This window comes from Streptomyces sp. 142MFCol3.1 (genome assembly GCF_000424945.1).
Lineage (GTDB): Bacteria > Actinomycetota > Actinomycetes > Streptomycetales > Streptomycetaceae > Streptomyces > Streptomyces siamensis.
Genome location: NZ_AUKV01000007.1, coordinates 273,004 through 298,534, shown reverse-complemented (window position 1 = coordinate 298,534; position 25,531 = coordinate 273,004). Strand labels below are relative to the sequence as shown.

The window sequence follows — 25,531 nt, the reverse complement described above, 5'->3', positions numbered from 1 at the left end:
GTGCGTACACCATGCACATCAGGTGAACCGACGGCACCACATGAGTGGAGGTGTGTCCTGCCGCCACTCCTCCGCTACCCGACCGTGGACGAGCTCGGCACCCGGGCGGCCGCGCTCGCCGCCCGCCGCCCCCGGGACGCCCGACTGCGCCGCGTGGGCACCTCGCGGGCCGGCGCGCCGCTCTGGCTCCTGTCCGTCGGACACGGCAGCCGCCAGGCCCTCGTCGTCGCCGGACCGCACGCCAACGAACCCGTCGGCGGCGCGACCGTCCTGCGCCTCGCCGAACGAGCCCTCGCCGACCCCCGGTTGTGCGAGGGAGCGGACGCCACCTGGAACCTGCTGCTGTGCCTCGACCCCGACGGTTCCCGCCGCAACGAGGCCTGGCTGTCCGGCCCGTACACCCTCGGCCGCTACTTCCGGCACTTCTTCCGGCCCGGCTTCCTGGAACAGCCCGAATGGCTGCCGGACGGCGCGGACAGCGCCGTACTGCCGGAGACCCGGACCCTCCTCGACCTCCAGGACGAACTGCGGCCCTTCCTCCAGTGCTCCCTGCACGGCGTCGACGTGGGCGGCGCCTTCGTCGAGCTCACCCACGATCTGCCCGGCCTCGCCCAACGCGTGGCGCACACCGCCGCGCGCCTCGGCATCCCGCGGGAACTCGGCCCGTACGACACCCTGTACTGGCCGGCCCTCGGGCCCGCCGTCTACCGCATCCCACCGCCGCGCCGGGGTGACCTGGCCGCCGCCATCACGGAGGCCGCGGTCGAGTCGACCTGGTTCCACCCGCACCCGTACGGCACGGTGACCGCGGTCGTCGAGGCCCCCATGTGGGGCGTCGCCGCCGTGGAGGACGCCGGCCGGCCCGCCGACGCCGAGGCCGCACTGCGCTCCGTCAGCCGCAAACTGCGCGATGACACACGGCTCCTGGAAGGCATCCTCGCGCGCGTCAGACCGGGCCTCGGCACCTCCCCGGACACGGCCCGCCTGCTCGCGCCCGTCGACGACTATTTACTGGTCGGACCCGGACTCGCCGACTCCTGGGACCCCGACCTGGATCAGCCCGCCGCACGCTCGCTGCCACCGCTCGACACCGCCCGCCTGACGGCCCTGCGCCTCGCGGGCCGGCGTGTCGCGCTACGGACGGCGGGGCTGCTGCACCAGCTCGTGACCGCGTCCGGCCACGACCCCGCCGGGGCGCTGCCGGAACTCGACCGGCTCATCGACGCGTGGTGCGCCGACTACCGCGACGGCTGCGGAGCGCGCTGGATCCCGGTCGCCCGCCAGGTCGAGTACCAGGCGCGTGTCGTGCTCTCCGCGTTCCACCTCGCCACGCGGCGGGCCCCCGCGCGCTCCCGTTCGAGTGACTCCGGGTGGGGTTCGCCCACCGCCGTGCCGATGCACCTGGAATGACGACAAGCACGCGAGCGATCCGGGCCCTGGTGCTGGCCGGGGCCGCTCTCCTGACCGCGGGCACCGTTCCGGCCGACGCGGTGCCCCGGACGTCCCACGCCGGCGACTGGCTCCACCTCACCGTCACCCACGGGGACGTGGCCACCGGCGGCACCCGCGGCGCCCTGCTGCTCTGCGGCCTGCGGGGAGGACACCCGCACGCGGTCCGGGCCTGCGAGGAACTCGACGCCGCCCACGGCGACATCTCCCGCATCCCGCCCGCCCCCGACGCCGTGTGCTCACTGATCTACGCCCCGGTGACCGCCTCGGCGCGGGGCGTGTGGGACGGCCGCCGGATCGACTACACGCACACCTTCTCCAACTCCTGCGTGATGGAGGCCGGGACCGGAGCGGTGTTCGCCCTGACGGACTGAGCCGGACGACAACACCGCGCGAGCGCCCGGCGCCGTCGTCCCGGCCGGCCGCGGACCCGAGCGACCGCACGCGCGCGGACGTCGCGGCCGGCGTCAGGCAGCCCCGTCGCGCGCGTGCCGGGCCGCCGCGACCACCGTGCGGGCCTGGTGCTCGACCTGGTTCTCCAGCGGAACCCAGCGGGCGCGGAAGCGGGCGGCGAAGGCGTCGCTCCAGGAGGCGACCAGACGTTCGAGGTGCGGCGCCGCACGGTCGTCGGCCTCCCGGAGCACCCGCAGCAGCATCGAGGCGGCCCGCAGCGGGAGCCGGCGGCCGAACGCGTCGACACTGCCGACGTACGCCATCGTCGTGTCCGGGGGCGGCGTGCGGGCCCAGTCGTCGGCAAGGCCCGGCACCAGCTCCAGCGCCCACTTCGCGGCGCGCAGGAGCGGCCCGTCGGGCCCGGGCAGCCGCGGCAGCGCCTCCGCGAGCACCACCTCCACCTGGAGCGCGTCGCGCAGCAGCCGACGCGCCAGCCGGCGCATCGCCGCCACCGGCGCCGGGTGCGGCGCCGGATCGTCCACCAGGTCGCTGGCCCACATCGGCACCTCCACGACAGCGGTGAGCCCGCCGTACCGGTGGGCGTGGTACCAGGTGCTGTGCCGTGCGTCGTCCGGCATGCTCGGGTACGCCGTGTCCGAGCCCGGCGCCGGCATCACGTGCACCCCGGGCCCCGAGGCGGGCCAGCCCGCGGCGTCCGACGCGGCCGTCTCCACCGGGATGTGCAGCTCCGCCGCCGACTTGGCGAACGGCTCGGCGAGTCCGGGGATGTCCTTCGTCAGCTGTACCCAGCTGCCGCCCAGATCGGTCCCGTGCAACGTCACCTGGAGGTAGGGCCGCAGCTCGTCGATGACCCCGGTCAGGGCGCGGGTCTCCGGCGGCAGCCGGTCGGGAGGCAGCACGGAGGGGGACCACTCCGGCTGCTCGGGACCCGCCGGACGGAAGAAGCCCCGGTGGTAGTCGAACAGGGTGCGCGGCGCGGGCGTGACATGGAGGTTCGCGCCGTCCGGGTCCGCGCACAGCAGGAAGTGCCAGGAGGTGCCCGCCCGCAGCTCCCGCTCCTGGAGGGCCCGTCCGGCCAGGGCCAGCAGGGTCGAACCGCCCGTCGGCTCGTTCGCGTGGGCCCCCGCCACGACGAGAACCGCGCGCGGGGCGTGACCCACGGAGAGCAGGTGCAGGGGCCGTCCCGCGCGTGAGGAACCCACTTGCCTCAGGGTGCACAGGCCGGGGCGATGAGCGGCCAATGCCTGTGCGGAGGAGACGATCTCGGTCACACTGGGGTAGCGCAACTCCGGCAGGAGACTCACCCCCGACTTGTCCGCCCTGCGTCGCTTTTGGCAGTAGTCCACGGTCTGGATGAACTGTCAAGGATCGGGCCGGGCGGCTCCAGGGGGCGCCAGGTGGCACGTTCCGCCGGCAAGGGGGAGCGCTCGGCCGGTCACCGCTGGTGCAGAGCGCGCCCCGCGAGCGTCAGGAACGCCTCCCCGACCGCCTCGGAGAGCGTGGGGTGCGCGTGGATGTGCCGTGCCACGTCCGAGGGTTCGGCGTCCCAGCCCACGATCAACTGGCTCTCCGCGATCATCTCGGACACGTTCGGGCCCACCAGATGGACGCCGAGCACCCGTCCGCCGTCCGCCTCGGCCACCACCTTCACCATGCCGCCCCGGCCGTGCACCATGCCCTTCGCGACGGCGGTGAGCGGCATCGTGCCGACGTCGACCCGGTGCCCACGCGCGCGTGCCTCGGCCTCGCTCAGCCCCACGGCCGCCGTCTGCGGAGACGAGTAGGTGACCCGTGGTACGGCCGCGTAGTCGACCGGCGCGGACTCCACGCCTGCCAGCGTCTCGGCCACCAGCAACCCCTCCGCGAACGAGGCGTGCGCGAGTCCGGGCGACGGCGGCGGCAGCAGATCCCCGACCACGTGGATGCGCGGTACGGCGGTCTCCAGCCGGTCCCAGTCCGCGGGTTCGAGGAAGCCGCGCCCGTCCGCCGCGAGACCTGCCGCGGCCAGGTCCAGTCCCTCGGTCACCGGAGCCCGTCCCACGGCCACCAGGAGCCGTTCGGCCGCGACCGTGCGGGTCCCGCCCCGCTCGGTGCGCACCCGGGCCCGTACGCCGTCGTCCACGACCTCCGCGTCGAGCAGCCGCGCCCCCGTCAGCACGTCGATGCCGCGCTTCTTCAGACCGCGTGTCAAGTGCCGGCTCACGTCGGCGTCCTCCAGCGGAACCAGTCGTTCGGCGGCCTCGACGACCGTCACCTCGGCGCCCATGGAACGGTGGAACGAGGCGTACTCGAGGCCGATGGCGCCGCCTCCGAGGACCAGGACGGACCGGGGGAGGCCGGGGGCGAACAGGGCGTCGTCGCTCGTCACCACGCGCCGCCCGTCCGCCACGAGCCCGGGGAGCATGCGCGGGCGTGATCCGGTCGCGAGGACGATGCCACGGCGCGCGGTGAAGGCGCCCACGCCCTCGACCTGCACGTCGCGCACGCCCGTCAGCCGGGCGCTGCCCCGCACCACCCGCACGCCCGCCTCGGCGAGGTGTCCCTCCACGCCACGGTGGTTGCGCCGCACGATGTCGTCGCGGGTGGCGACCAGCGCGGCCCAGTCGACCTCGTCCAGCGTGGCCTTGACGCCCCAGCGCTCGCGCGCCTCGGCGATGCCGTCGACGAGTTCGGCGGCGTGCAGCATCGCCTTGCTCGGGATGCAGCCGCGGTGCAGGCAGGTGCCGCCGACCTTGTCGCGCTCGGCGAGCACGACGTCGAGGCCGAGGGCCGCGGCGCGCAGCGCCGTGCTGTACCCGCCGGTGCCGCCACCGATGACGACGACGTCGGCTGCGGCGCCGGAGGGGCCGGATGTGCCGGAGGCGGCGGATGCGCTGGTGGTGCCGGATGCGCTGGAGGTGTCCATGTCCTCAGCCTCCGTCCGCTCCTTGTCATGAGTCCAAGGCAATGTTTGTGTGGAACTCATGCAGAACGCTTATGGGTCCTTCGTCGGACGGACGTGCCGGGGATGAGCCTGCGTCAGATGGAGTACTTCCTGACCGTCGTCGAAGAGGCGTCGTTCACCCGCGCCGCCGAGACCCTCCACGTCACCCAGCCCGCGCTGTCCCACCAGATCAAGGCCCTGGAGAAGACAGTCGGCGGACCGCTCCTGGAGCGCATGCCGCGCGGTGTGCGGCTGACGCCCATGGGCCGGGCCTTCCGCCCGCACGCCGAGCTCGCCGTCCGCAGCGCGGCCCAGGCCCGCCGGGCCGCTCGCGCCGCCGCCGGCGCGGAGGGCGGCGAACTGCACGTCGCCGCCGTGCACTCGGTGGCCGTCGGCGTCCTGCCCGACGTCTTCGCGCGCTGGCGGGCGGCCCACCCCGGCGTCCTGCTGCACCTTCACGAGTACGCCACCTCGCAGGCGCTGGAGGAGCAGGTCGAGCGAGGCGTCGCCGACCTCGCCGTCGGGCCCGCGCCCGTCGACTGGCCCGGCAGCGTCCTGCCGGTCGGCGAGGAGGAGGCCGTCCTCGTGGTGCCCTTCGACGACCGGCTGGCGGGCCGTACGACGGTGACACCGGCGGAGCTGTCCGACCGTCCCTGGATCCGCTGCGCCATGGAGCCCGTGATCGACGGGGAGCGCTTCCTCGACCGGGTGTGCGGGCAGGCGGGATTCCGGCCGCGTACGGCCGTGTTCACCGAGCACACGTCGACGGCGGTACGGATGGCCGCGGCGGGGGTCGGCGTCGCCGTCGCGCCCTCGCACATCGTGCGCGGCGCCGTCGGCGAGGACTGCGTGGTGCTCTCCGCCGACCCGCCCTGGAAGCGTCCTCTGACCGTCTTCACGCGTGTGCCGCCGACGGGCGCCGCGGAGGCCTTCGTGAACCTCCTGCGCGCGTCCTGGCCGCAGGCTCCGGCGCCCCGCCGCGAGGCGGCCGATTCACCCGTACGGGCGCACGGGGACTGCGGTCCGGCGGCGGCGGTGGTCGGCTGATACCAACCGCGCGCGGGTCCGGCGCGCAGACCCGAGGCGGGAGGCCCCGGTGCTGTGTTCTCACGGCCTTCCCGGCGAAGGCGCGCCCACGCCCCTGCACGCGGGACCGCGGTCCGCACGGCCGGCCGTGCGCCACGACAGCCCGGCCACGGCACCGGTCCAGCCCGGCGAACACCCGTCCTACGAGGACCTGCCCGAGGGCGGAGCACGGCCCGGCCACGGAGGGCCGCCCGGCCCGGCCACCCCCTCGCGCACGATCGCGTCGCCGTCTCACGGCTCCGCGGTGTCGCCCGGCCGATCCGCGTCCGCTGCCGCCCCGTCGGCACCGCTCGGCCTGTCGGTGTCGCCCGGTCCGGTGGGAGCTCACGGCCCGTCGGCGCCGACCGCCCCTTCGGCGCCCTCTGGTCCGGCGATGTCCTCCGGTCCGGTGGTGTCGCCCGCCCCTTCGGCTCCTTCAGGTCCGTCGGCGTGTCCAGCGGCGGTTGACGGCCCGTCGGCGTCGGCCGCCCCTTCGGCGCCCTCGGGTCCGGCGATGTCCTCCGGTCCGGTGGTGTCGCCCGCGGCGGTGACGCCTTCCGCCCCGGTGTCGTCCTCCGGTCCGGTGGCGTGGCCCGTCCCGTCGGCATCTGCCGGCCCGGTGGTGTCGCCCGGCGCGGTGATGCCTCCCGCCCCGGCCGCGTCCTCCGGCCCGCTGGTCGGGTGGACCGTCTCGATGGTGTCCTCCGGACCGCGGGCGGAGGACCCCGTCGCGCCCGGGCGGGGCGGCGGGGGTCAGGGCCGGCCGCCGAGTCTGCTCGGCGCCGGGACCGAGCACGATCCCCACGCGCTCTACCGCACCCTGCGGACCCGCTTCCCGCTCGTGTACGACGAGCCGTTCGGCGCGTGGCTGATCAGCAGGTACGCCGACGTGCGCGCCGCGCTCGCGGACCCTCGACTGGCCGTGCCGCCGTCCGGACGCACTCTGGTCCACAGGGAGGGCGGCACGCACAGTGCGCACCGCGCCCTCGTCTCACCGGCCTTCCGCGGTGCCGCACTGGCCGCGCTGACGGCCGGCGTCGAACGCACGGCCTACGTGCTGGCACGGCGCCTCGCCGCCCGAGAAGAGGCCGACCTCGTCGCCGAGTTCTGCCACTGGCTGCCCACCGCGGCCGTCGTCGGCGCGCTCGGGCTGCCGTACGAGGAGACCGCCCGTGTGCACGCCTGGTGCCGCTCGGGCCTGGACCACCTCGGCGGTCACCACCCCGAACTCGAAGCGTTCCTGCGCCCGTACATCGCGCGCCGCCGCGCCCAGCCCGGGGCCGATCTGCTGTCCGCCCTGTGCACGGCCAGGAGCGACGGGCGCCGGCTGTCGGACGAGGCCGTGGCGGGCCTGGCCGGCACGCTGCTCGGCGCGGGCGGCGAGACCACCGCGCGGGCACTCGGCTCGTTCCTCGCCAACCTCCTCGACCACCCCGGCCAGCTGGCGGTGATCCGGACCCGCCCGACGCTGACCCAGGGCGCCTGGGCCGAGACGCTGCGCCGGGACCCGCCGCTGCACGTCGTGGAGCGGCGGGCCGTCGCACCGGTCGGTGTGATCCCCGAGGGCGCCACCGTGGCCTGTCTGCTGGGCTCCGCGGGCCGTGACCCGGCGCGGTTCGCCGACCCGGATCGCTACGACGCGTTCCGTGCCGATCCGGGGGACCTCGCGTACGGCTCCGGGCGGTACTTCTGTCCCGGCCCCCTGCTGGCCGCGCTCACGGCGGAACACGGTCTGCACGCCCTGCTGAGCGTGGCTCCGGGCCTGCGCTGGGTGCCCGGTTTCCGTCCCGTCCCGGAGGGGCCCGTCAGCCCCTCGCCGCTGGCCCTGCGGGTGCTGCTTCACTGAGGCGTGCCGAGCCGTTCGAGGAGGGCGGCAGGCGAGTGCTCGAACAGGTCCGCCACGCGCGCGTGCCCGCTGAACTCCCGCCCCGGGGACAGCACGTCGGCCCACCGCCCCTCGGGGAGAGCCAGCAGGGTGTCGCCCCAGCCCCCGGACTCGGCCAGCCTCAGCGAGAGCCGGGTGACGGCCGTGACCACTTCGCCGGAGCGCACGAACGCCACGCAGTGCGCGGCCCCGGAACCCTCCGCCGGCAGCCGCTCGTACGTCGCCGACTCGCCGAAGGCGGCGGGGCGCCGTGCGCGCAGCCCCAGCGCGGCCCGGGTCAGTTCCGTCTTCTCCGACGGGCTCTTCGGCGGCGCGAAGGGCCGCCGGTTGTCCGGGTCCACCAGAGCCAGGTACTCGTCCTCGGTGCCCTGGTAGAGATCGGGCACCCCCGGCATCGTCAGATGGACCAGAGCGGCGCCCAGGACGTTGGCCCGCACATGGGGGGCCAGGGACGCCCGGAAGGCGGCCACGTGCCGCCCCGGGGCTCCGCACGGTCCCTCGGCGACGAACGCCGCCACCCTGTCCTCGTAGGCGGGGTTCCGCTCCGTCCAGGCGGTGTGCAGCCCGGCCTCGCGGACGTGCTTGAGCAGCGCGTCGCGCAGCCGTGCCTCGGCGTCGGGCCCCAGCCCGAGCGCGGTCTGCCACGCGGCCCACGCCAGCTGCGGGTCGGGTACGCCCGTGCCGTCGCGGGTCACCTCCGCGAGCAGTCCCGCCCAGCGGTCCGGGCACTCGCTGAGCACGGCGAGGGCCGCGCGCACGTCGGCGCTGCGCTTGGTGTCGTGCGTCGACAGGACCGTGCCGGTCGCGGGCCAGTCGCGCTGCACGCGCGCGCAGTAGGCGTGGAACGCCTCCGGCGACAGGGCCGGGCTGCCCGGACTGCCGCCCACCTCGTTGGCCGACAGGAGGGGCACATAGCGGTAGAACGCGGTGTCCTCGACGGACTTGGCGCGCAGCGCCGACGCGGTCTGCGCGAAGCGGACGCGGAACTCCCGGTGCACGGGCCCGTCCCCGGCCCGCCCGAGCACCAGGTCGCGCACGACGTCGACGGCGTGTGCCTCGTCGGGCACCGTGAACGCGGCCCGCGCCTCGTCGGCGGCCTGCTCGGTCACCACCAGGGAGGCGTCCGTGGACGGGTAGGGGCGGTACACGTCGAGGCGTACGAGGAGCTCTCGCAGCGCGGTGCCCAGGGCCCAGGGTGCGTGGTCGCGCAGCGCCGGATCGGGGGACGCGGCGCACAGACCGCTCACCACCCGGGTGAGGCGGTCGACCTCGGTGGCCAGTTCGTGCGTGACCACCTTGTACGCGGCCCGGCGCACGGTCGCCTCCCAGTGGCCGCCGCGGTCGGCGGGCGGTGCCGCGAACCTCCGGTACTGGCCGAGGAGTTCGCCCGTGCCCGCCGGGTCGGTGAAGAGGCCGTCCACGTGGCGCAGCGCGTCGTAGCCGGTCGTGCCCGCCACGGGCCACGCGGCCGGGAGGGGCTCGCCGTCCGCGAGGATCTTCTCGACCACCGTCCAGCGGCCCCCGGACGCCTCGTGCAGCCGGCGCAGATAGGCGTCCGGGTCGGCCAGGCCGTCCGGGTGGTCGACCCGCAGGCCGTGCACGACGCCCTCGTGGAGCAGCTCCAGGATCTTCGCGTGGGTGGCGTCGAAGACGTCCGGATCCTCGACGCGTACGCCGATGAGTTCCGAAATGCTGAAGAACCGACGGTAGTTGAGCTCGGTGCGGGCCTGCCGCCACCAGGCGGGGCGGTACCACTGGGAGTCGAGGAGCTGGAGCAGGGGCAGTCCTTCGGTGCCGGCGCGCAACGGAAAGGCGTGGTCGTAGTAGCGCAGGACGTCGCCGTCGACCTTCAGGTGGTCGATCTCGGCCCCGAGCCTGCGGGCCAGTACCGGCAGCAGCAGCTGACCCCCCGCCTCCCAGTCGATGTCGAACCAGCGCGCGTACGGCGACTCGGGCCCCTCGCGCAGCACGTCCCACAGGGCGCGGTTGTGGCGCGGGTCCATGGCCATGTGGTTCGGCACGATGTCCACGACGAGGCCCAGGCCGTGCTCCCGCGCGGTGCGGGAGAGAGCGCGCAGTCCCTCCTCGCCGCCCAGTTCGGCCCGCACGCGTGAGTGGTCCACCACGTCGTATCCGTGCGTCGAGCCGGGAACGGCCTCCAGGACGGGCGACAGGTGCAGATGCGAGACGCCGAGCGAGGCCAGGTAGGGCACGGCCGCCTCGGCGCCGGCGAACGGGAACTCCGGCTGCAGCTGGAGCCGGTACGTGGCCGTCGGCACGGCCGGAATCACCGGGCCGGGGGCCGTCGGGTCCGAAATCTCCGGGTCGGGACGCTCAGGTGTCATGCGAACCTACGTACCCTTCTTGTCGCCTTTCGTGTCATCGGCGCGCGCATCCGGACTCCGGGCACCCGTACCCGGGTCCATCACGCGCGTGCGCTCCGGGAACGGTGCGCACGCGCGTGTGCCGTGCCTCGGCGGCCCGGGGGCGGCTAGTACCGCAACAGGCGGCGTTCGCCCTGTCGCGACGCCCGGCGCGCTCCCCCACTGCCTCAAGGGCGTGGGAGGCACCCCCACTCGCCGCACCGGCCGAAAGCCCAAGTACGGCCAGTACGAGGACTTCCGTCCGGCACGACGAGAGCACGCACCGGACGCCGCTCCTTGACGGGCGAACGTTGCCTGCCGCGGCACTAGGCGGGCCGCTGGAGCACCGTCATGCTCCGGTCGACCAGCGTCAGCCGGTCACCGGCCTCCACCTTGGTGCCCGTGCCCGGAGCCACCCCCTCGGGGGCGGCCGTGTCGACGACGACCTGCCACTGCCGTCCGTGGTCGAGGGGCACCACGAACTCCAGTGGCCGCGGCGAGGCGTTGAACATCAGCAGGAAGGAGTCGTCGCAGATGCGCTCCCCGCGCGGGCCGGGCTCCGAGATCGCGTTGCCGTTGAGGAACACCGACAGGGCCTGGGCCTGGGCGGAATCCCAGTCGCGCTGTGTCATCTCCTTGCCCTCCGGAGTGAACCAGGCGATGTCGGAGAGCTCGTCGTGCGTGCCCTGGACGGGCCGGCCGTGGAAGAACCGGCGCCGCCGGAAGACGGGGTGGTCCCGCCGCAGCCACACCATCGCCCGGGTGAAGTCCAGCAGCTCGCTGCCGTCCTCCGGCCACCGCACCCAGGACAGTTCGTTGTCCTGGCAGTAGGCGTTGTTGTTGCCGCCCTGGGTGCGGGCGAACTCGTCGCCGTGACTGATCATGGGCACGCCCTGGGAGAGCATGAGCGTGGCGATGAAATTGCGGATCTGACGTCCTCGGAGTGCCAGCACGTCCTCGTCGTCGGTGTCGCCCTCGGCTCCGCAGTTCCAGGACCGGTTGTGGCTCTCGCCGTCGCGGTTGTCCTCTCCGTTGGCCTGGTTGCGTTTGTTGTTGTACGAGACCAGGTCGTGCATCGTGAAGCCGTCGTGGCAGGTCACGAAGTTGATGGAGGCGAGCGGACGGCGGCCGTCGTCCTGGTAGAGGTCCGAGGAGCCCGTCAGGCGGGACGCGAACTCCGCCAGGGTGCGTGGCTCGCCGCGCCACAGGTCGCGCACGGTGTCGCGGTACTTGCCGTTCCACTCGGTCCACAGGGGCGGGAAGTTACCCACCTGGTAGCCGCCCTCGCCGACGTCCCACGGTTCGGCGATCAGCTTCACCTGGGAGACCACGGGGTCCTGCTGGACCAGGTCGAAGAACGACGACAGCCGGTCCACCTCGTGGAACTGGCGGGCCAGCGTGGCCGCCAGGTCGAAGCGAAACCCGTCGACGTGCATGTCCGTGACCCAGTAGCGCAGCGAGTCCATGATCAGCTGGAGCACGTGCGGGGAGCGCATGAGGAGCGAGTTGCCGGTCCCCGTGGTGTCCATGTAGTAGCGGGGGTCGTCCGTCAGGCGGTAGTAGGACGCGTTGTCCAGGCCCCGGAAGGACAGCGTCGGGCCCAGGTGGTTGCCCTCGGCCGTGTGGTTGTAGACCACGTCGAGGATGACCTCGATCCCGGCCTCGTGCAGGGCCCGGACCGCCGACTTGAACTCCAGGACCTGCTGGCCCCGGTCGCCCCAGGAGGCGTACGCGTTGTGCGGGGCGAAGAAGCCGATGGTGTTGTAGCCCCAGTAGTTGTTGAGGCCCATCTCCACCAGCCGGTGGTCGTTCACGAACTGGTGAACGGGCATCAGTTCCAGTGCGGTGACGCCGAGTTCGGTCAGATGTTCGATGATGGCGGGGTGGGCCAGCGCCGCGTAGGTCCCGCGCAGTTCGTCGGGCAGCTCGGGGTGCTGCATGGTCAGGCCCTTCACATGGGCCTCGTAGATCACCGTGTGGTGGTACTCCGTGCGTGGTCGCCGGTCGTCGCCCCAGTCGAAGTAGGGATTGACCACGACCGAGGACATCGTGTGGGGCGCGGAGTCCAGGTCGTTGCGCTTGTCGGGCGAGCCGAAGGGGTAGCCGTACACCTCCTCGCCCCACTTGATCGAACCGCTGATGGCGCGCGCGTACGGATCGAGGAGCAGCTTCGCCGAGTTGGTCCGCCGCCCCCGTTCGGGCGCGTACCGCCCGTGCACCCGGAAGCCGTACCGCTGCCCGGGCATGATCCCCGGCAGGTACGCGTGCCGGACGAAGGCGTCGGTCTCGCGCAGCTCCACCGCTGTCTCCGAGCCGTCGTCGTGCAGCAGACACAGCTCGATCCGGTCGGCGGCCTCCGAGAAGACCGCGAAGTTGGTGCCGGCGCCGTCGTACGTGGCGCCGAGTGGATATGCCTCTCCAGGCCAGACCTGCATGGATACGACTCTTCCAGTAGTGCCGAGCCCCTGGGGGCGAGTCCGGGCCGAGTCTCCCTGAAAGTGATGGAACCTCCTGTGACTTACGTCCCTCTTACCCAGTGACCAGGCATACGGCGTATGCCGAACCAGTGGGGCTCAAGCGACTCCTGATGACATGGGGGGAGTAGGGGGAAATGTGCGCAAGATAGTGCACCGCCATCTGGGCAAGGTGGTGGCGGGTGCGGCCATCGCGGTGGCGGGGACGGCCGTGATGGTCGGAATCACCCTTCCGGGCTCGGCGGGGGCCGAGGAATCGGGAGGCGCCGAGGGAAGCGGCGGGACCTCGCGGCAGGCGGCTCAGCAGGGACAGGGAGCGGTGCAGCCGGGCGTGGTCGAGCAGGCCCCGGACGAGGGCGAGAAGGGCAAGGGCCGCGACCCGCTGACCGACGACGAGACCGAGCGGGTGACGCGGATCGCGCTCAGCCGCCAGATGCTCACCGCCGGGGAGAACGTCGAGGGGAAGCGGGGCCCGCAGCGGCTCGGCGTGAACCTGGCCGAGCCCGAGGCGGACGAACTGGACGACCCGAACGCGCCCCGGCGCGCCGATGTCTCGTTCTACGACTACAAGAACGACACGCTCGTCACCCGGACGGTCAACCTGGACACGGGGAAGGTCGAGAAGACGGGCTCCCAGCACGACGTCCAGCCGCCGATCAGCCGCGACGAGATGACCGAGGCCGCCGAACTGCTGATCGCCGACCCGCTCGGCGCCGGCCTGAAGGCCGACTTCAAGGACGCCACCGGCAAGGAACTGACCTCGCCCGGTCAGCTGGTGCTGAACAGTATGGTCTACCGCGCGACGCCCGGCGCCCAGCCGGCCGTCCTGGGCACCTGTGGCGAGCACCGGTGCGTGCGGCTCTTCCCGAAGGTCAAGAACGGGCCCTGGATCGACAGCCGTGACCTGGTGATCGACCTGAGCGCCCGCAAGGTCGGCAAGCTCGGCTGACCGCGGCCTTCTCAGACTTCCCACTCTTACTGCTTTCCGCAAGGAGTCACTTCTTCATGCGCGTCAACAGAAACAGCCGTGCTCGCAGCCGGACGGCGGTGGGCCTGACGGCACTGGCCCTGGCCGCCGGCGCGACGACGGCGGCGGGTCCGGCCGTGGCCCAGCCCGGGAGGGCCGCCGCGGCGGCCGCCGACTGCAGCGCGGCCTACCGGATCGAACAGAAGCTCTCCACCGGCACCACGTGGCGGATGTGCTGGCACTACGAGAGCGAGGCCGGGCTCGTCCTGGAGAACATCTCGTACCAGCCCCCCGGCGAGGCCCAGCCGATCAAGGTCCTCAACACGGCGAAGCTCGCCCAGATCGACGTCCCGTACGACGACGGCTCGGTCGAGTACAGCGACCTCACCGGTGCCGGGTTCGGGCAGGGCCTGGTCGACATGGCGCCCGCCGAGTGCCCCGGCGGCACCATCAAGACGGTCAAGGTTCCCGAGGCCTGGGATCCGCAGCACGCCAACGTCAAGGGCCTGTGCACCACGACCCGCTCGCGCGGCCACGCCTACCGCATGCAGGCCGACACGGGGAACAAGGTCTTCCAGAAGCAGGGCAAGGACCTGCTGGTCTACACGGTCAACAAGGTCGGCTGGTACGAGTACATCACCGAGTGGCGCTTCCAGGACGACGGCACCCTCAACATGAACGTCGGCGCCACCGGCAGCCTCTCGCCCGGTGACTACGACGCGGGCGACGGCCGTGGCTGGCCGCTGGGCAAGAACGCCAAGGACTACGCCACCAGTCACAGCCACAACGTCTTCTGGCGGCTGAACTTCGGCCTCGACGGCTCCTCCAAGACCAGGGTCGAGCAGTACGACTCCGCGGTCAGCGCGCCCGCGCAGGGCGCCGAGGCCCCGAGCAAGAAGACCACGCTCACGAAGGTCACCAAGGAACTCGCGGGCGACGCGAAGAACTCGCGCTGGTGGCGCATCGTCAGCAACAGCGGCAAGAACAAGGACAACCACGCGCGGTCGTACGAACTCGTGCCGGGCCCGACCACCAAGTACCTCGGGCGTAACTTCACCAAGCACGACGTCTACTTCACCGAGTACAACAAGTGCGAGCAGTTCGCCAGCGACAACCTGCGCAACTGCGGTGCCGGGCACGGCAAGTCCGTCGACAAGTGGGTGGACGGGCAGACCCTCACCCACCCCGTCGTCTGGGTCAACGTGGGATTCCACCACATCGCGCGGGACGAGGACCAGCAGCCCATGCCGGTCCACTGGCAGGGCTTCTCCATAGCGCCGCGCGACGTCACCGCTATGAATCCGCTCACTCCGCCGGAGCTCGCGGACCAGAACGGCCATGTGGAACAAGGTCGTTGAGAAACGACCTGCGCATCGGGCTGCACCGCCCACCGCTCCCGGAGTACCCTTCCTTGATCGTTGACTAGGGAGAGCTCGGGGGAGCGGAAGGCGGTGCGCGGGTGGGCTCGGGAGGGCTGGAGTTGCCTCCTGGTGACGAGGGTCACGAGGGAAACTCCACAGATGTCCCACCCGGCGCGGTGTCCCTGGCACGGCCGATGGAGATGGGATCCATCGGTCCGGAACTGGACTGGGGGGCCGACGCCTGGCGCGAGGTGCGGACGCGTGCCCAGCGCGCCGGACGCGCCTACATCTGGCTGAACCTCGTGGAACAGCGGCTGCGCGCGGTCGTGGCCGCTGTTCTGCGTCCCATCTACGAACCCGTCCACGGGGACGACTGGGTCGTCGCCGCCGCCGGTCCCGCGGGGCAGGAATGGGTGCAGCGCGCGGTCGCCGTACGCGAGGTCAGCCGCCGCAAGGGGTACCTGCTCGACCCCGCGGACGACAATGTGCTCAGTTTCCTGACGCTGCCGCAACTGCGCGAGCTGATGGTGCAGCACTGGCCGTGCTTCGAGCCCTACTTCGACGAGCGCCGGGACGTCGAACTCGCCCTGGACGAGCTGGAAGTGACCCGGAACGTCGTCTCCCGCAACCGTGCCCTGTCGGAGGCCGTCCTCAACCAGGCCGAGCGGGCCGCGGCCAGGCTACTGGAGATGCTCGGCGCCGGCGGTGACGTGCCCTCGGCGCGCCGGCTCCCCGTGGACGCCGTGGAGGACCTGGTCGGCGACCGGTACGCGGACGTGGTCGGGGTGCACCCGGACCGGGTGCGGCTGCTGCGCCAGTTTCCCGCCGAGGACCTCTTCGGCGGCGCCCGGCGCCTCGACGCCATCGGCATCGGCCTCAACCTGCTGGTGCAGAACTTCTCCGGCCGGCGCCTGGTGCGGCTGGCCGAGTCCGGCTGCCGGGTGCGGCTGCTGTTCCTCAACCCCGCGTCCAGCGCGGTCAAGCGACGCGAGCGCGAACTGGGCATCAAGCGGGGGGAGCTGAGCCGCAGTGTGGAGATGAACATCCTGCACATGCGCCGAGTGCGCTCCAAGCTGCGCGATCCGGGCGCCTTCGAGATCCAGGTCTTCGACGAGACGCCCCGCTTCACCGCCTATCTGGTGGACGGCGACGGCTCGGACGGCGTCGCCGTCGTCCAGTCGTATCTGCGCCGCACCCGGGGCATGGAGGCGCCGGTCCTCGTCCTGCGCGGCGGGGGACGGGTGGTCAAACCGGGCGACACCGGCGAGGAAGGGCTTTTCCCGACCTATCGCGAGGAGTTCGAGGTGGCCTGGGCGGATTCGCGGCCGGTGTCCTGAAATGCCGCCCCTCCCGGGAAGCGGAACGCGGTCCTCTGATTGTCAGTGGCTCATGGGATCGTGGAGACCACTGGGGGAAAGCACCATGAAGAAGGGGGGCCGCCCATGGGCTGGCACCGGGAGCTGCTGATCGGCTTCGACCTGGAGACGACCGGGACCGACCCGCGCGAGGCGCGCATCGTCACGGGCGCGGTGATCGAGGTCAGGGACGGAGAGCCGATAGGGCGCCGCGAGTGGATGGCCGACCCGGGCGTGGAGATCCCGGCGGACGCCGTGGCGGTGCACGGGATCAGCAACGAACGGGCGGCGGCCGAGGGCCACCCCGCCGACCAGGTCGCCGACGCGATCGCCGGCGTCCTCGTCGCGTACTGGAAGACGGGCATCCCCGTCGTCGCGTACAACGCGGCCTTCGACCTGACCTTGCTCTCCGCCGAACTGCGCAGGTACGGACTGTCGTCGCTGCGCGAGCGCCTCGGCGGCATCGACCCCGCTCCGGTCATCGATCCGTACACGATCGACCGCTCCGTGGACCGCTACCGCCGCGGCAAGCGCAACCTCGAAGCGGTGTGCACGGAGTACGGGGTGGCGCTGGACTCGGCCCATGACGCCTCGGCCGACGCGCTCGCCGCGGCCCGGCTCGCCTGTGCGATAGCCGGCCGCCATCCGAAGGTCGCGGCCCTCGGCCCCGCGGAGCTGCACCGTCGCCAGATCGAGTGGTACGCGCAGTGGGCGGCCGACTTCCAGAGCTTCCTGCGTCGCAAGGGGGAGGCGGACGCGGTGGTGGACGGGACGTGGCCGCTGCGGGACCTGGCGGACGAGAAGGTCTGACCGGGCCTCCGGTTCAGAGGAACGGGGCCGGGCGCAGGGCCGGAAGAGGCCGGCGCACGGTCAGAAGGGGTACCAGCGCACCGTCTCGTCCCCGTCCCGCAGTGACGCCACACGGCGCTCGAACTCGGCCAGGGCCTTGGGGTTCGTCGGCGCATGCTGGGCGACCCAGGCGCAGCTGGCGGTCTCGCGCGCTCCGCGCAGGACGGAGCAGCCCTCCCACTGGCGGACGTCCCAGCCGTATGCCTCGGTGAACGAGTCGTACGCCTCGACCGGGAGCCCGTAGCGGTCACGGGAGAGCGCCATGACCACCAGGTCGTGCTCGCGCAGGTCGGCGGAGAAGGTCTCCAGGTCGACCAGGACCGGGCCGCCGGGGCCGATGTGGACGTTGCGGGGCAGCGCGTCGCCATGGATGGGGCCCGGCGGCAGATGCGGGGTGAGCGTGGCCGCGGCATGCGCGAAACCGTCGCGCCGTGCCCGCAGATACGCCGCGTCCGCGGGGTCGATCGCGTCGCCGGCCAGCCGCAGCCAGCGCTCCACACCGCCCAGCAGCTCGCGGGGCGGCAAGGGGAAGGAAGGGGAGGGGAGTGCGTGCACCACCCGTAGGAGTTCGGCCAAATCTTGCGGTTCCGCGGGGCGTACGGGATCGGGCAGCCGGTGCCACACCGTCACCGGGTGCCCCTCCACCAGCAGTGCCTCTGCGTCGGCTGCCCGCACCGCGGGGACGTCCGCCTCGGCGAGCCAGACGGCGATGTCCAGTTCCCGCCGCGCGCGGTCCAGGAGTTCGGCGTCGCGTCCCACCTTGACCACCAGGTCACCGGCGGCGAACACCGCGTTCTCGCCGAGGGCGAGGAGCGTGGCGTCCCGCACCGGCCCCGACAGCACACCCGCCGCGGCCAGTACGTCCCGCGCCCGTGCCTCGTCCATCCTTCGCCTCCGTGTTCTCGTGCGGTGCCCGTGCCGTCCTCGCCGGCAGCGTCGTGTTCACGCCATCCGTCGGCCAGTGTCGCATTCTCACAGGTCGGAGGGCATGTGCAGTGCCTTGACGCCGTAGACCACCTTCACGACCATGACGGGGGCCGCTCGGGCGGCCAGACCGTCACGAGCCGCCCAAAGGAGCCGATTCCATGACATTGGCGACCGCGACGAGGCGGTCGGTGAAGCAGGTGCCCGGCAGCGGCAGCGGCAGGGACCGGCGCCCCGCCGACCACGGGACCTGGTTCCTGGTGCTGCCCGCGCTCATCCCGATCCTGGTGCTCAGCGTCGGACCCCTGCTGTACGGGATCGCGCTGGCGTTCACGGACTCGCAGTCGGGGCGGACCACGGCTACGCAGTGGACCGGGGTCCTCAACTTCCAGGACCTGCTGCACGACACGCTGTTCTGGGACTCCTTCCGGATCGGTCTGCTGTGGGCCGCCGGGGTGACCGTGCCGCAGTTCCTGCTCGCGCTCGGGCTCGCCCTGCTGCTCGACCAGGAGCTCCGGTTCCGCTGGCTGGCGCGGGCTCTCGCGATCATTCCCTGGGCCATGCCCGAGGTCGTTGTCGGCATCATGTGGCGGCTCGTCTACAACCCGGACGCGGGCATCCTCAATGAGACCCTGCGCGACCTCGGCCTCGGCGATGGCCGCGACTGGCTGAGCGGCCTCGGCACCGCGCTGCCCGCCGTGATCGTGGTCGGCGTCTGGGCGGGCATGCCGCAGACCACGGTCGCGCTGCTCGCCGGTCTGCAGAACACCCCGCGCGAACTGCACGAGGCGGCCGCGATGGACGGAGCGGGCGCGTGGCGCCGCTTCCTGACCGTCACCTGGCCGGCCCTGAGACCGGTCGCGCTCGCCATCACGGCGCTCAGCTTCATCTGGAACTTCAACTCCTTCGCATTGGTCTACGTGCTGACCAACGGAGGACCGGGCGGCCGTACCCGGCTCCCCATGCTCTTCGCGTACGAAGAGGCCTTCCGCTACGGGCAGTTCGGTTACGCGGCCGCGATGGGCTGTGTGATGGTCGCGGTGATCTCGGTGATCCTCGCGGTGTATCTCGTGGGCCGTCTGAGGGGAGATGAGAACGCGTGAAGACCGGCAAAGGGACCCGCACGGGCCAGTACCTCGCACTCCTCGCCTATCTCGTCTTCCTTGCCTTTCCCTTCCTCTGGCTGATCTCCACCGCCTTCAAACCGGCGCGTGAGCTCGCGAGCCTGCATCCCACCTGGATCCCCAGGGACCCCACCCTCGCCAACTTCCGGCAGGCCTTCGACGAGCAGCCGCTGCTGCGCGCCGCACTCAACTCCCTGCTGGCGGCGCTCTGCGCGGCGCTCATCGCCGCACTGATTGCGACCCCGATGGCGTTCGTCATGGCGCGCCACCGGACGCTACTGGCCAGGGCCGCCAGCGGGTGGGTCGTGGTCAGCCAGGCGTTCCCCTTCGTGCTGGTGATCATTCCGCTGTTCCTGGTCCTCAAGAACCTCCGGCTGATCAACTCACTGCCCGGACTGACCATGGTGTACGTGGTGTGGGCGCTGCCGTTCGCACTGTGGATGCTGGTGGGCTATGTGCGGGCGGTGCCCACCGAGTTGGAGGAGGCCGCCGCGGTGGACGGCGCGGGCCGGGTCCGGACACTGGTCTCCATCACGGCGCCGCTGCTCGCGCCGGGCATCGTGGCGACGGCGCTGTTCGCCTTCATCAGCGCGTGGAACGAGTTCTTCTTCGCGCTCGTGCTGCTCAAGACCCCGGAGAAACAGACGCTGCCGGTCGTGCTCACGCATTTCATCGGGGCGGAGGGCGTAGCGGACCTCGGGCCGCTGGCCGCGGCGGCGTTTGTGGCGACCCTGCCGTCGCTGGTCATCTTCGCGATCATCCAGAAGCGGATCACGGGCGGCATGCTCGCCGGGGCGGTGAAGAGCTGATGCGGACGAGACTGCCGGCGGTCCTGGCCGTCCTCGGCCTGTTGCTCACCGCGTGCACGGACAGCGGCGGTGGATCGGGTGGGGTGATCACCCTCCACTTCCAGTCCCTCGCTTGGCAGCAGGAGTCCGTGGCCGCCAACAAGGAGCTGGTGCAGGAGTGGAACGCGGCGCATCCGGACGTCAAGGTCGAGTATGTCCAGGGCAGTTGGGACAGCGTCCACGACCAGCTGCTCACCTCCTTCGAGGGCGGTGAAGCACCCGACATCATCCATGACGCCTCGGACGACCTCGCGGACTTCGCCTACGGCGGCTATCTCGCGGAGCTGCGCGAGCTGCTGCCCGAGCGGCTCAAGAGCGACATTCCGCAGCACAGTTGGGAGACAGCGAGCTTTGGGGGAGGCGTCTATGGTGTGCCGTTCCTCCAGGAGCCGCGGGTTCTGATCGCCAACGCCAAGTGGCTGAAGGAGTCGGGCGTCCGCGTCCCGACTCCCGAGAAGCCCTGGAGCTGGGACGAGTTCCGCGCGATCGCGAAGCAGCTGAGCGGCAAGGGTAAGTACGGCGTCGCCTGGCCGCTCAAGGAACCGGTCTCGGCGACGCTCAACTTCTCCCTCTCCACGGGCGGACAGATGTTCCACCGGGACGCGGACGGCAAGGTGACCGTCCGTTTCGACGCGGCAGACGCGGTGGTTCCGCGGACCGTGCACGACGAGGTGAACACGGACAGGAGCGCGTCGAGCGCGACGCTCGGCATGGGCGGCTCCGACACGCTGCCCGGGTTCTTCGGCGGCAAGTACGCGATGGTTCCGCTCGGCTTCTCCTATCGCCAGCAGATCGCGCAGCAGGCGCCGAAGGGGTTCGAGTGGCAGGTGCTGCCCGCCCCGGCCGGCGCGGACGGATTGAGCCAGGGTGTCAGTCCCCAGACTCTGTCCATAGCCGAGAGCAGCCCGCACAAGAAGGAGGCCGCCGAGTTCATCGACTTCCTGCTTCAGCCGAAGAACATGGCTCGGCTGGCCCTCGGTGACTGGATGCTGCCGACTGGGACACAGGCCCTGAAGGACCCCGCCCTGCACACCGCCAAGGACGACTGGTCGACCGGTTCGGCCCTGGCGGCTCACCTCCGCTCGGCCCCCGCCCAGTCGGTCCGCGGGTACCCCGAGTGGAAGGACAAGGTGGCCACCCCGGCTTTCCAGGAGTATTACAGCGGGGCGATAGGCCTCGCGGAGCTGCGCCGGCGGCTGGAGCGGGACGGAAACCTGGTGCTGGCGCGCTATCAGCGCTGAGCGGCGCGCAGCGCGCGGGCGTGGTCCCGCCCGATGCCCGGTGCCCAGGGCGCCGGCCGGAACGCGCTTCCGCAGGGCGGCGGTCGCTCATTACGTTGCACGACATCGCCTCCTACCCGGCCCGCATCCTCGCCCACCGCTGGGGCGTTCCGGCCGTCTCGCTCTCGCCGAACCTCGTCGCCTGGGAGGGATACAGGAGGAGGTCGCCGAGCCCTTTTGGGCGGAGCCGCGAGGACCGCCCGCGGCCAGGCGTACTACGCGCGCTTCGAGGCCTGGCTGGCGGCGAACGGGATCAGTGAGCCCCCGGATCGGTTCGCCGGGCGCCCGGCCCGTTCGCTCGCACTGATCCCCCGGGCGCTCCAGCCGCACGCGGAGCGGTTGACGAGACGGTGTACACCTTCGTCGGCGCCTGCCAGGGCGACCGTGCCGCGCAGGGCACCCCGGCAGGCTCATGAAGGAGGCGACGGCCGAGACCCTGCGGGAGGTGGTGGTCACACCCGTGGACGACCCCGAAGTGGCGCGGGGACTCAAAGAGATTCAGCACGAGATGGCCCGGGAGGGCGGCACACGGACAGCGGCGGACCTCATCAAAAGACGCCATTCCGTGACCGTCCGCGAGCCTCCGGTTCCCCATGCGTCACGGTTGCACGGGAACGGTGAAGCCATGGCGCACCTTGGGTAACGGTCGGGTCATTGCATAACGCTCGGATAACGCGCAGACCACCGGGAAAATCCATCGACTGGGCTGATGGGTTGGACCCTTACCCCCTCAGGAAGGTTGCACGGGCTGGATCTTGTTCTTTTGGTAAGTGAATTCCTAGCGTTGGGTGAACTTCAGTCGAACGCCAGGAAGCTGACCTATGCGATCCATACGCCGAGACATTCCGCCCCTCTCCGAGGTGCGCCGCATCACGCAGAAGAAACGCGACGCGTGGTGGACCGTGCTGCTCGTCGACCCGGTCGCGACACCCCTGGTGCGGCTGGTCGCACGACGGACCAGGATCACACCGAACCAGATCACCTGGGGGGCGCTGCTGCTGGGGCTGGTCTCCGCGGCTTGCTTCGCGATGGGCGACTGGCGCTGGCTGATCGCCGGGGCGTTGGTGTACCACCTGAGCTTCACGTTGGACTGCATGGACGGCAAGGTCGCCCGGCTCACCGGGCAGGGCTCGGTGTTCGGCGCCTGGCTGGACTACATCTTCGACCGGGTGCGGGTGATGTTCTGTGCGGTCGCGCTGATGGCCGGGCAGTACCACCGCACCGACGACACCCGTTACATCTGGCTGGCCGCCGCGGTCGTCTTCCTCGACAGCCTGCGCTATCTCAACTCTCTCGAGATCTTCAAGACCCGCCACACCATGCGCAAGCAGATCAAGGCCCGCCTGCGGGAGGCCCGCCGCGCCGAGAACGAGGCCGGCGTCGCCTTCATGGAGGACCTGCTGCGCACCAACCCCGAGGCGGACATCGACCAGGACCTACGCGCCGCGGCCCCCGAGGGCACGGCGGGGCTGCCGCAGCCCCAGGTCGTCGATCTCCAGCAGGAGTTCCGCCGCCGCTTCCCCCTCTATCTGCGCGTACGGTCCTTCTTGCTGCGCCACCGTATCCGCCCCCACCTGATCAGCGGCATCGAGTTCCAGATGGGTGTGTTCATCGTCGGCCCGCTCCTCGACTCGGTGATCGAGGCGACGCTCGTCTCCGGCGTGCTGCTCCTGGTCTTCGAACTCGCCATCATCTACAAGCTGTTGCTGTCGACGCGCGATTTCACCCGCACCATCGCCTCCTTCGAACACGACGCGGTCGCCAAGGCGGCGTGAGTCCCTGGCGGACAGCGAAGTGACCGGGGCGGACGCCCCGGCCACGTACACGTCCTTCGGCGAGCGGTCAGACGCCGACCTTCTCTCCTTCCACCGCCGGCGGAGGCGGCAACACGGCCTCCGGCGCCTCGTCGTGCGTGAGGTCCGGCAGCCGGTGCATCCACTTCGGCAGGTACCAGTTGCGCTCGCCGAGCAGGGCCATCACGGCGGGCAGCAGCACACCGCGGATGACCGTCGCGTCGATGAGCACCGCCGCGGCCAGGCCCACACCCATCTGCTTCATGGACTGCATGGACAGCGTGCCGAAGATCGCGAAGACGGCGACCATGATGACCGCGGCGCTGGTGACCACACCCGCCGTGGTGACCACGCCGTGCCGGATCGCGTCCCTGGTGGTGCGGCCTCGCAGCCGTGCCTCGCGGATCCGCGAGACCACGAAGACGTGGTAGTCCATCGACAGCCCGAACAGGATCACGAAGAGGAACAGCGGCAGCCAGGTGACGATGGCGCCGACACCTTCCGCCCCCGCCAGGGCCGCCCCCCAGCCGTGCTGGAAGACGGCGACGAGGATGCCGTAGGCGGCACCCACCGACAGCAGGTTGAGCAGGATCGAGGTGACCGCGATCGTCAGCGAGCGGAACGACAGCAGCATCAGCAGGAAGGCGAAGACCACCACGAACGCGAAGACCGGGAGGACCGCGCCGCCGAGCTGGTCGTTGAAGTCGTGCGAGCCCGCGACCTGTCCGGTGATCGGTGCCTGGACGCCGTCCACCTTGCCGAGCGTGGCGGGCCGTACCTCGTCGCGCAGCTTCTCCAGGCTGGCGCCCGCCTTGTCGAGGTCGGAGCCGCCGACCAGCGGGACGTACACGTAGGCGATGTTCTGCGCCTCGTGCAGCTTGATCTCGACCGGGCCGCGCGAGGCGCCCGAACTGATCGCCCGGTCCTTGAAGTCGGCGAGAGCGCCCTTCACCTCGGGGGCGTTGATGTCGGCGGCCTTGACGACGACCTCGGCCGGCTCGGAGCCGCCCGGGAAGGCGTCGTTGACCCGGTTGTACGTCTGCACGATCGGCAGCGAGTCGCCGAACTCCTGGTCCAGCGTGAGGTTCTGCGTCTTCATGCCGACCGCGGGAGCCGCGATCGCCAGCAGCGTGCCGGCCGCCACCACCACGGAGACCACCGGCTTGGCGAGCACGCCGCGCAGGACGGCGGTCCAGAAGCGGCTCTCGCCGCCGGTGCGCGCCGAGCGGCGCTGCATGGCCTTGTGCAGGAAGGGGATGCGGCCCTTCTCGACCCGCTCGCCCAGCAGCGAGAGCAGCGCCGGCAGCACCGTCACCGACCCGACCATGGCGACCGCCACGACCATCAGCGAGGCCAGGCCCATCGCCTCGAACTCGGCGAGCCCGGTGAACAGCATGCCCGCCATCGCCACGCACACCGTGACACCGGAGACGACGATCGCGCGGCCACTGGTGGCGGCGGCGATCCGCAGGGCGGCACCGGCGTCGCGGCCCGCCGCGCGCTCCTCGCGTTCCCGGCGCAGGTAGAAGAGGCAGTAGTCGACACCGACGGCCAGACCGACCAGCAGCATCACGGAGTTGGCGGTGTCGCTCATCGGCTGGAGGTGGCTGACGATGCCCATCAGGCCCATCGTCGCCATGATCGCGGTGACGGCCAGCGCCACCGGCAACAGCGCGGCCACCAGCGCGCCGAAGGCGATGAGCAGAATGCCGAGGGCCACCGGAACGGCGGAGTACTCGGCCTTCTGGAAGTCGTCCCCGAACGCGTCGTCGAACGTCTTCATCATGCTGGCGCCGCCGATCTCCTCGATCCGCAGCTCCGAGTGGTCCTTCTGCACGCGCTCGACAGCGTTCAGGACGGGCTCGACGCGGTCGCCCGCGGTGTCCGAGTCGCCGCGCATGTCGAACTGGACCAGCGCGCTGCGCCCGTCCTCGGAGATCGTCTGCGTGTCGTACGGCGACTGCACGTCGGTGACCTTGCCGGTCGCGTCCACGGCGTCGACGACCGCGCCGACGGCGGCCCTGAACGCGGCGTCCGTGGCCTTCGGGCCGCCGTCCTTCGACTGGACCAGGACCGTCTCGCTCGCCGGTTCCTCGATCCCCGCATCCTCGATGATCTTGGCGGCGGTGTGCGTCTCGCCCTTGAGCTGATCGCTCTCGCTGACGTCGACGCGGCCGGCGGCCGAGCCCAGCCCCATCGCCAGGACGACGAACAGCACCCATATCCCGACGGCCGCCCATCGGTGCCGGGCGCTCCAGCCGCCGGCCCGGGCGGCGAAGCCCCGCACCCGTGTGTCTCCGTTCCCCATGACGGGCAAGCCCCCTCGTGTGCGGCGACGGCCCCCTGCCGTCACCTTTCGATACGAAGGTATGGGCCGGATAAGCGCGTCTCGTCGTGCTGCCCGGTGAACCCCGGTGTCCGCGAGTCCTACCCGCGGACCCCGGCATCTCCGCACTG

The 25,531-nt window shown here is 71.7% G+C and carries 18 protein-coding genes and 1 pseudogene; 13 read left to right on the top strand and 6 right to left on the bottom strand.

The window, feature by feature from the left end:
• The first annotated feature begins 84 nt into the window (after positions 1-84).
• Both H305_RS0112730 and H305_RS0112725 read left to right on the top strand, forming a co-directional pair.
• Positions 85-1,410: a M14 family zinc carboxypeptidase gene (locus tag H305_RS0112730; protein WP_078629013.1), complete on the top strand. Its 1,326-nt coding sequence runs from the start codon at positions 85-87 to the stop codon at positions 1,408-1,410.
• Positions 1,407-1,823 (top strand): SSI family serine proteinase inhibitor, encoded by a 417-nt coding sequence (locus tag H305_RS0112725; protein WP_028800724.1) that lies wholly within the window; start codon positions 1,407-1,409, stop codon positions 1,821-1,823. Before H305_RS0112730 ends, H305_RS0112725 begins: the two co-directional genes overlap by 4 nt.
• Positions 1,824-1,916: 93 nt before the next feature.
• Here the strand turns inward: H305_RS0112725 and H305_RS0112720 are convergent, their stop codons facing one another.
• Positions 1,917-3,167, bottom strand: a complete 1,251-nt coding sequence (locus H305_RS0112720; RefSeq protein ID WP_028800723.1) for a M14 family zinc carboxypeptidase — start codon at positions 3,165-3,167, stop codon at positions 1,917-1,919.
• Between the two features lie 131 nt (positions 3,168-3,298).
• On the bottom strand, positions 3,299-4,768 hold the full coding sequence (gene lpdA / locus H305_RS0112715) for a dihydrolipoyl dehydrogenase (protein ID WP_078629012.1): 1,470 nt from the start codon (positions 4,766-4,768) through the stop codon (positions 3,299-3,301).
• Positions 4,769-4,870: 102 nt separating this feature from the next.
• On the opposite strand from lpdA, the gene H305_RS0112710 reads away from it, so the two are divergent.
• Together H305_RS0112710 and H305_RS45625 are read left to right on the top strand one after the other, a co-directional pair.
• The gene (locus tag H305_RS0112710) at positions 4,871-5,833 is read left to right on the top strand and encodes a LysR family transcriptional regulator (protein ID WP_028800721.1); all 963 of its coding nucleotides are present in this window, start codon (positions 4,871-4,873) and stop codon (positions 5,831-5,833) included.
• A gap of 532 nt (positions 5,834-6,365) precedes the next feature.
• Entirely contained in the window at positions 6,366-7,697 is a 1,332-nt protein-coding gene (locus tag H305_RS45625) for a cytochrome P450 (RefSeq protein WP_234020765.1), read from the top strand.
• On the opposite strand, the gene treY is transcribed toward H305_RS45625, so the two are convergent.
• Complete coding sequence (gene treY / locus H305_RS0112700) at positions 7,691-10,081, bottom strand: malto-oligosyltrehalose synthase (protein WP_028800720.1); 2,391 nt, start codon at positions 10,079-10,081, stop codon at positions 7,691-7,693. The genes H305_RS45625 and treY overlap by 7 nt on opposite strands.
• 344 nt (positions 10,082-10,425) lie before the next feature.
• Positions 10,426-12,534: a glycogen debranching protein GlgX gene (gene glgX / locus H305_RS0112695; RefSeq protein ID WP_028800719.1), complete on the bottom strand. Its 2,109-nt coding sequence runs from the start codon at positions 12,532-12,534 to the stop codon at positions 10,426-10,428.
• A gap of 178 nt (positions 12,535-12,712) precedes the next feature.
• Between glgX and H305_RS0112690 the strand changes: the two genes are divergently transcribed.
• The 4 genes from H305_RS0112690 to H305_RS0112675 all read left to right on the top strand — a co-directional run bounded on the left by H305_RS0112690 (position 12,713) and on the right by H305_RS0112675 (position 17,066).
• Positions 12,713-13,522: a hypothetical protein gene (locus H305_RS0112690; protein WP_028800718.1), complete on the top strand. Its 810-nt coding sequence runs from the start codon at positions 12,713-12,715 to the stop codon at positions 13,520-13,522.
• A 56-nt stretch (positions 13,523-13,578) separates the two neighbouring features.
• A complete protein-coding gene (locus H305_RS0112685) occupies positions 13,579-14,898 on the top strand; it encodes a copper amine oxidase (RefSeq protein ID WP_028800717.1) in 1,320 nt (439 codons plus the stop codon).
• 101 nt (positions 14,899-14,999) lie between these two features.
• Complete coding sequence (locus H305_RS0112680) at positions 15,000-16,238, top strand: SAV2148 family HEPN domain-containing protein (RefSeq protein ID WP_028800716.1); 1,239 nt, start codon at positions 15,000-15,002, stop codon at positions 16,236-16,238.
• A gap of 105 nt (positions 16,239-16,343) precedes the next feature.
• Positions 16,344-17,066 (top strand): 3'-5' exonuclease, encoded by a 723-nt coding sequence (locus H305_RS0112675; RefSeq protein WP_028800715.1) that lies wholly within the window; start codon positions 16,344-16,346, stop codon positions 17,064-17,066.
• A 60-nt stretch (positions 17,067-17,126) separates the two neighbouring features.
• Here the strand turns inward: H305_RS0112675 and H305_RS0112670 are convergent, their stop codons facing one another.
• On the bottom strand, positions 17,127-17,990 hold the full coding sequence (locus tag H305_RS0112670; RefSeq protein WP_028800714.1) for a phosphotransferase enzyme family protein: 864 nt from the start codon (positions 17,988-17,990) through the stop codon (positions 17,127-17,129).
• 200 nt (positions 17,991-18,190) lie between these two features.
• Here H305_RS0112670 and H305_RS0112665 point away from each other — a divergent pair, with 200 nt between their 5' ends.
• From H305_RS0112665 to H305_RS0112645, 5 genes and pseudogenes are all read left to right on the top strand, one after another.
• Complete coding sequence (locus tag H305_RS0112665; RefSeq protein WP_028800713.1) at positions 18,191-19,132, top strand: carbohydrate ABC transporter permease; 942 nt, start codon at positions 18,191-18,193, stop codon at positions 19,130-19,132.
• Positions 19,129-19,962, top strand: a complete 834-nt coding sequence (locus H305_RS0112660) for a carbohydrate ABC transporter permease (RefSeq protein ID WP_028800712.1) — start codon at positions 19,129-19,131, stop codon at positions 19,960-19,962. The genes H305_RS0112665 and H305_RS0112660 overlap by 4 nt, the downstream gene beginning before the upstream one ends.
• On the top strand, positions 19,962-21,242 hold the full coding sequence (locus H305_RS0112655) for an ABC transporter substrate-binding protein (protein WP_028800711.1): 1,281 nt from the start codon (positions 19,962-19,964) through the stop codon (positions 21,240-21,242). Before H305_RS0112660 ends, H305_RS0112655 begins: the two co-directional genes overlap by 1 nt.
• A 92-nt stretch (positions 21,243-21,334) precedes the next feature.
• Positions 21,335-21,679 (top strand): annotated as a pseudogene (locus tag H305_RS56355) (glycosyl transferase); the annotation flags it as partial.
• Between the two features lie 423 nt (positions 21,680-22,102).
• Positions 22,103-23,056, top strand: coding sequence for a CDP-alcohol phosphatidyltransferase family protein (locus H305_RS0112645; protein WP_199791389.1), 954 nt, complete (start codon positions 22,103-22,105; stop codon positions 23,054-23,056).
• Positions 23,057-23,123: 67 nt separating this feature from the next.
• On the opposite strand, the gene H305_RS0112640 is transcribed toward H305_RS0112645, so the two are convergent.
• Complete coding sequence (locus H305_RS0112640; RefSeq protein ID WP_028800708.1) at positions 23,124-25,382, bottom strand: MMPL family transporter; 2,259 nt, start codon at positions 25,380-25,382, stop codon at positions 23,124-23,126.
• Between the last annotated feature and the right edge of the window lie 149 nt (positions 25,383-25,531).

Coding starts and splice junctions, on each gene's coding strand:
- treY (WP_028800720.1), bottom strand. CDS start 10,081: ATGACACCTGAGCGTCCCGACCCGGAGATTTCGGACCCGACGGCCCCC.
- H305_RS0112675 (WP_028800715.1), top strand. CDS start 16,344: ATGGGCTGGCACCGGGAGCTGCTGATCGGCTTCGACCTGGAGACGACC.
- H305_RS45625 (WP_234020765.1), top strand. CDS start 6,366: ATGTCCTCCGGTCCGGTGGTGTCGCCCGCGGCGGTGACGCCTTCCGCC.
- H305_RS0112640 (WP_028800708.1), bottom strand. CDS start 25,382: ATGGGGAACGGAGACACACGGGTGCGGGGCTTCGCCGCCCGGGCCGGC.
- H305_RS0112725 (WP_028800724.1), top strand. CDS start 1,407: ATGACGACAAGCACGCGAGCGATCCGGGCCCTGGTGCTGGCCGGGGCC.
- H305_RS0112710 (WP_028800721.1), top strand. CDS start 4,871: ATGAGCCTGCGTCAGATGGAGTACTTCCTGACCGTCGTCGAAGAGGCG.
- H305_RS0112670 (WP_028800714.1), bottom strand. CDS start 17,990: ATGGACGAGGCACGGGCGCGGGACGTACTGGCCGCGGCGGGTGTGCTG.
- H305_RS0112655 (WP_028800711.1), top strand. CDS start 19,962: ATGCGGACGAGACTGCCGGCGGTCCTGGCCGTCCTCGGCCTGTTGCTC.
- glgX (WP_028800719.1), bottom strand. CDS start 12,534: ATGCAGGTCTGGCCTGGAGAGGCATATCCACTCGGCGCCACGTACGAC.
- lpdA (WP_078629012.1), bottom strand. CDS start 4,768: ATGGACACCTCCAGCGCATCCGGCACCACCAGCGCATCCGCCGCCTCC.
- H305_RS0112685 (WP_028800717.1), top strand. CDS start 13,579: ATGCGCGTCAACAGAAACAGCCGTGCTCGCAGCCGGACGGCGGTGGGC.
- H305_RS0112645 (WP_199791389.1), top strand. CDS start 22,103: ATGCGATCCATACGCCGAGACATTCCGCCCCTCTCCGAGGTGCGCCGC.
- H305_RS0112665 (WP_028800713.1), top strand. CDS start 18,191: ATGACATTGGCGACCGCGACGAGGCGGTCGGTGAAGCAGGTGCCCGGC.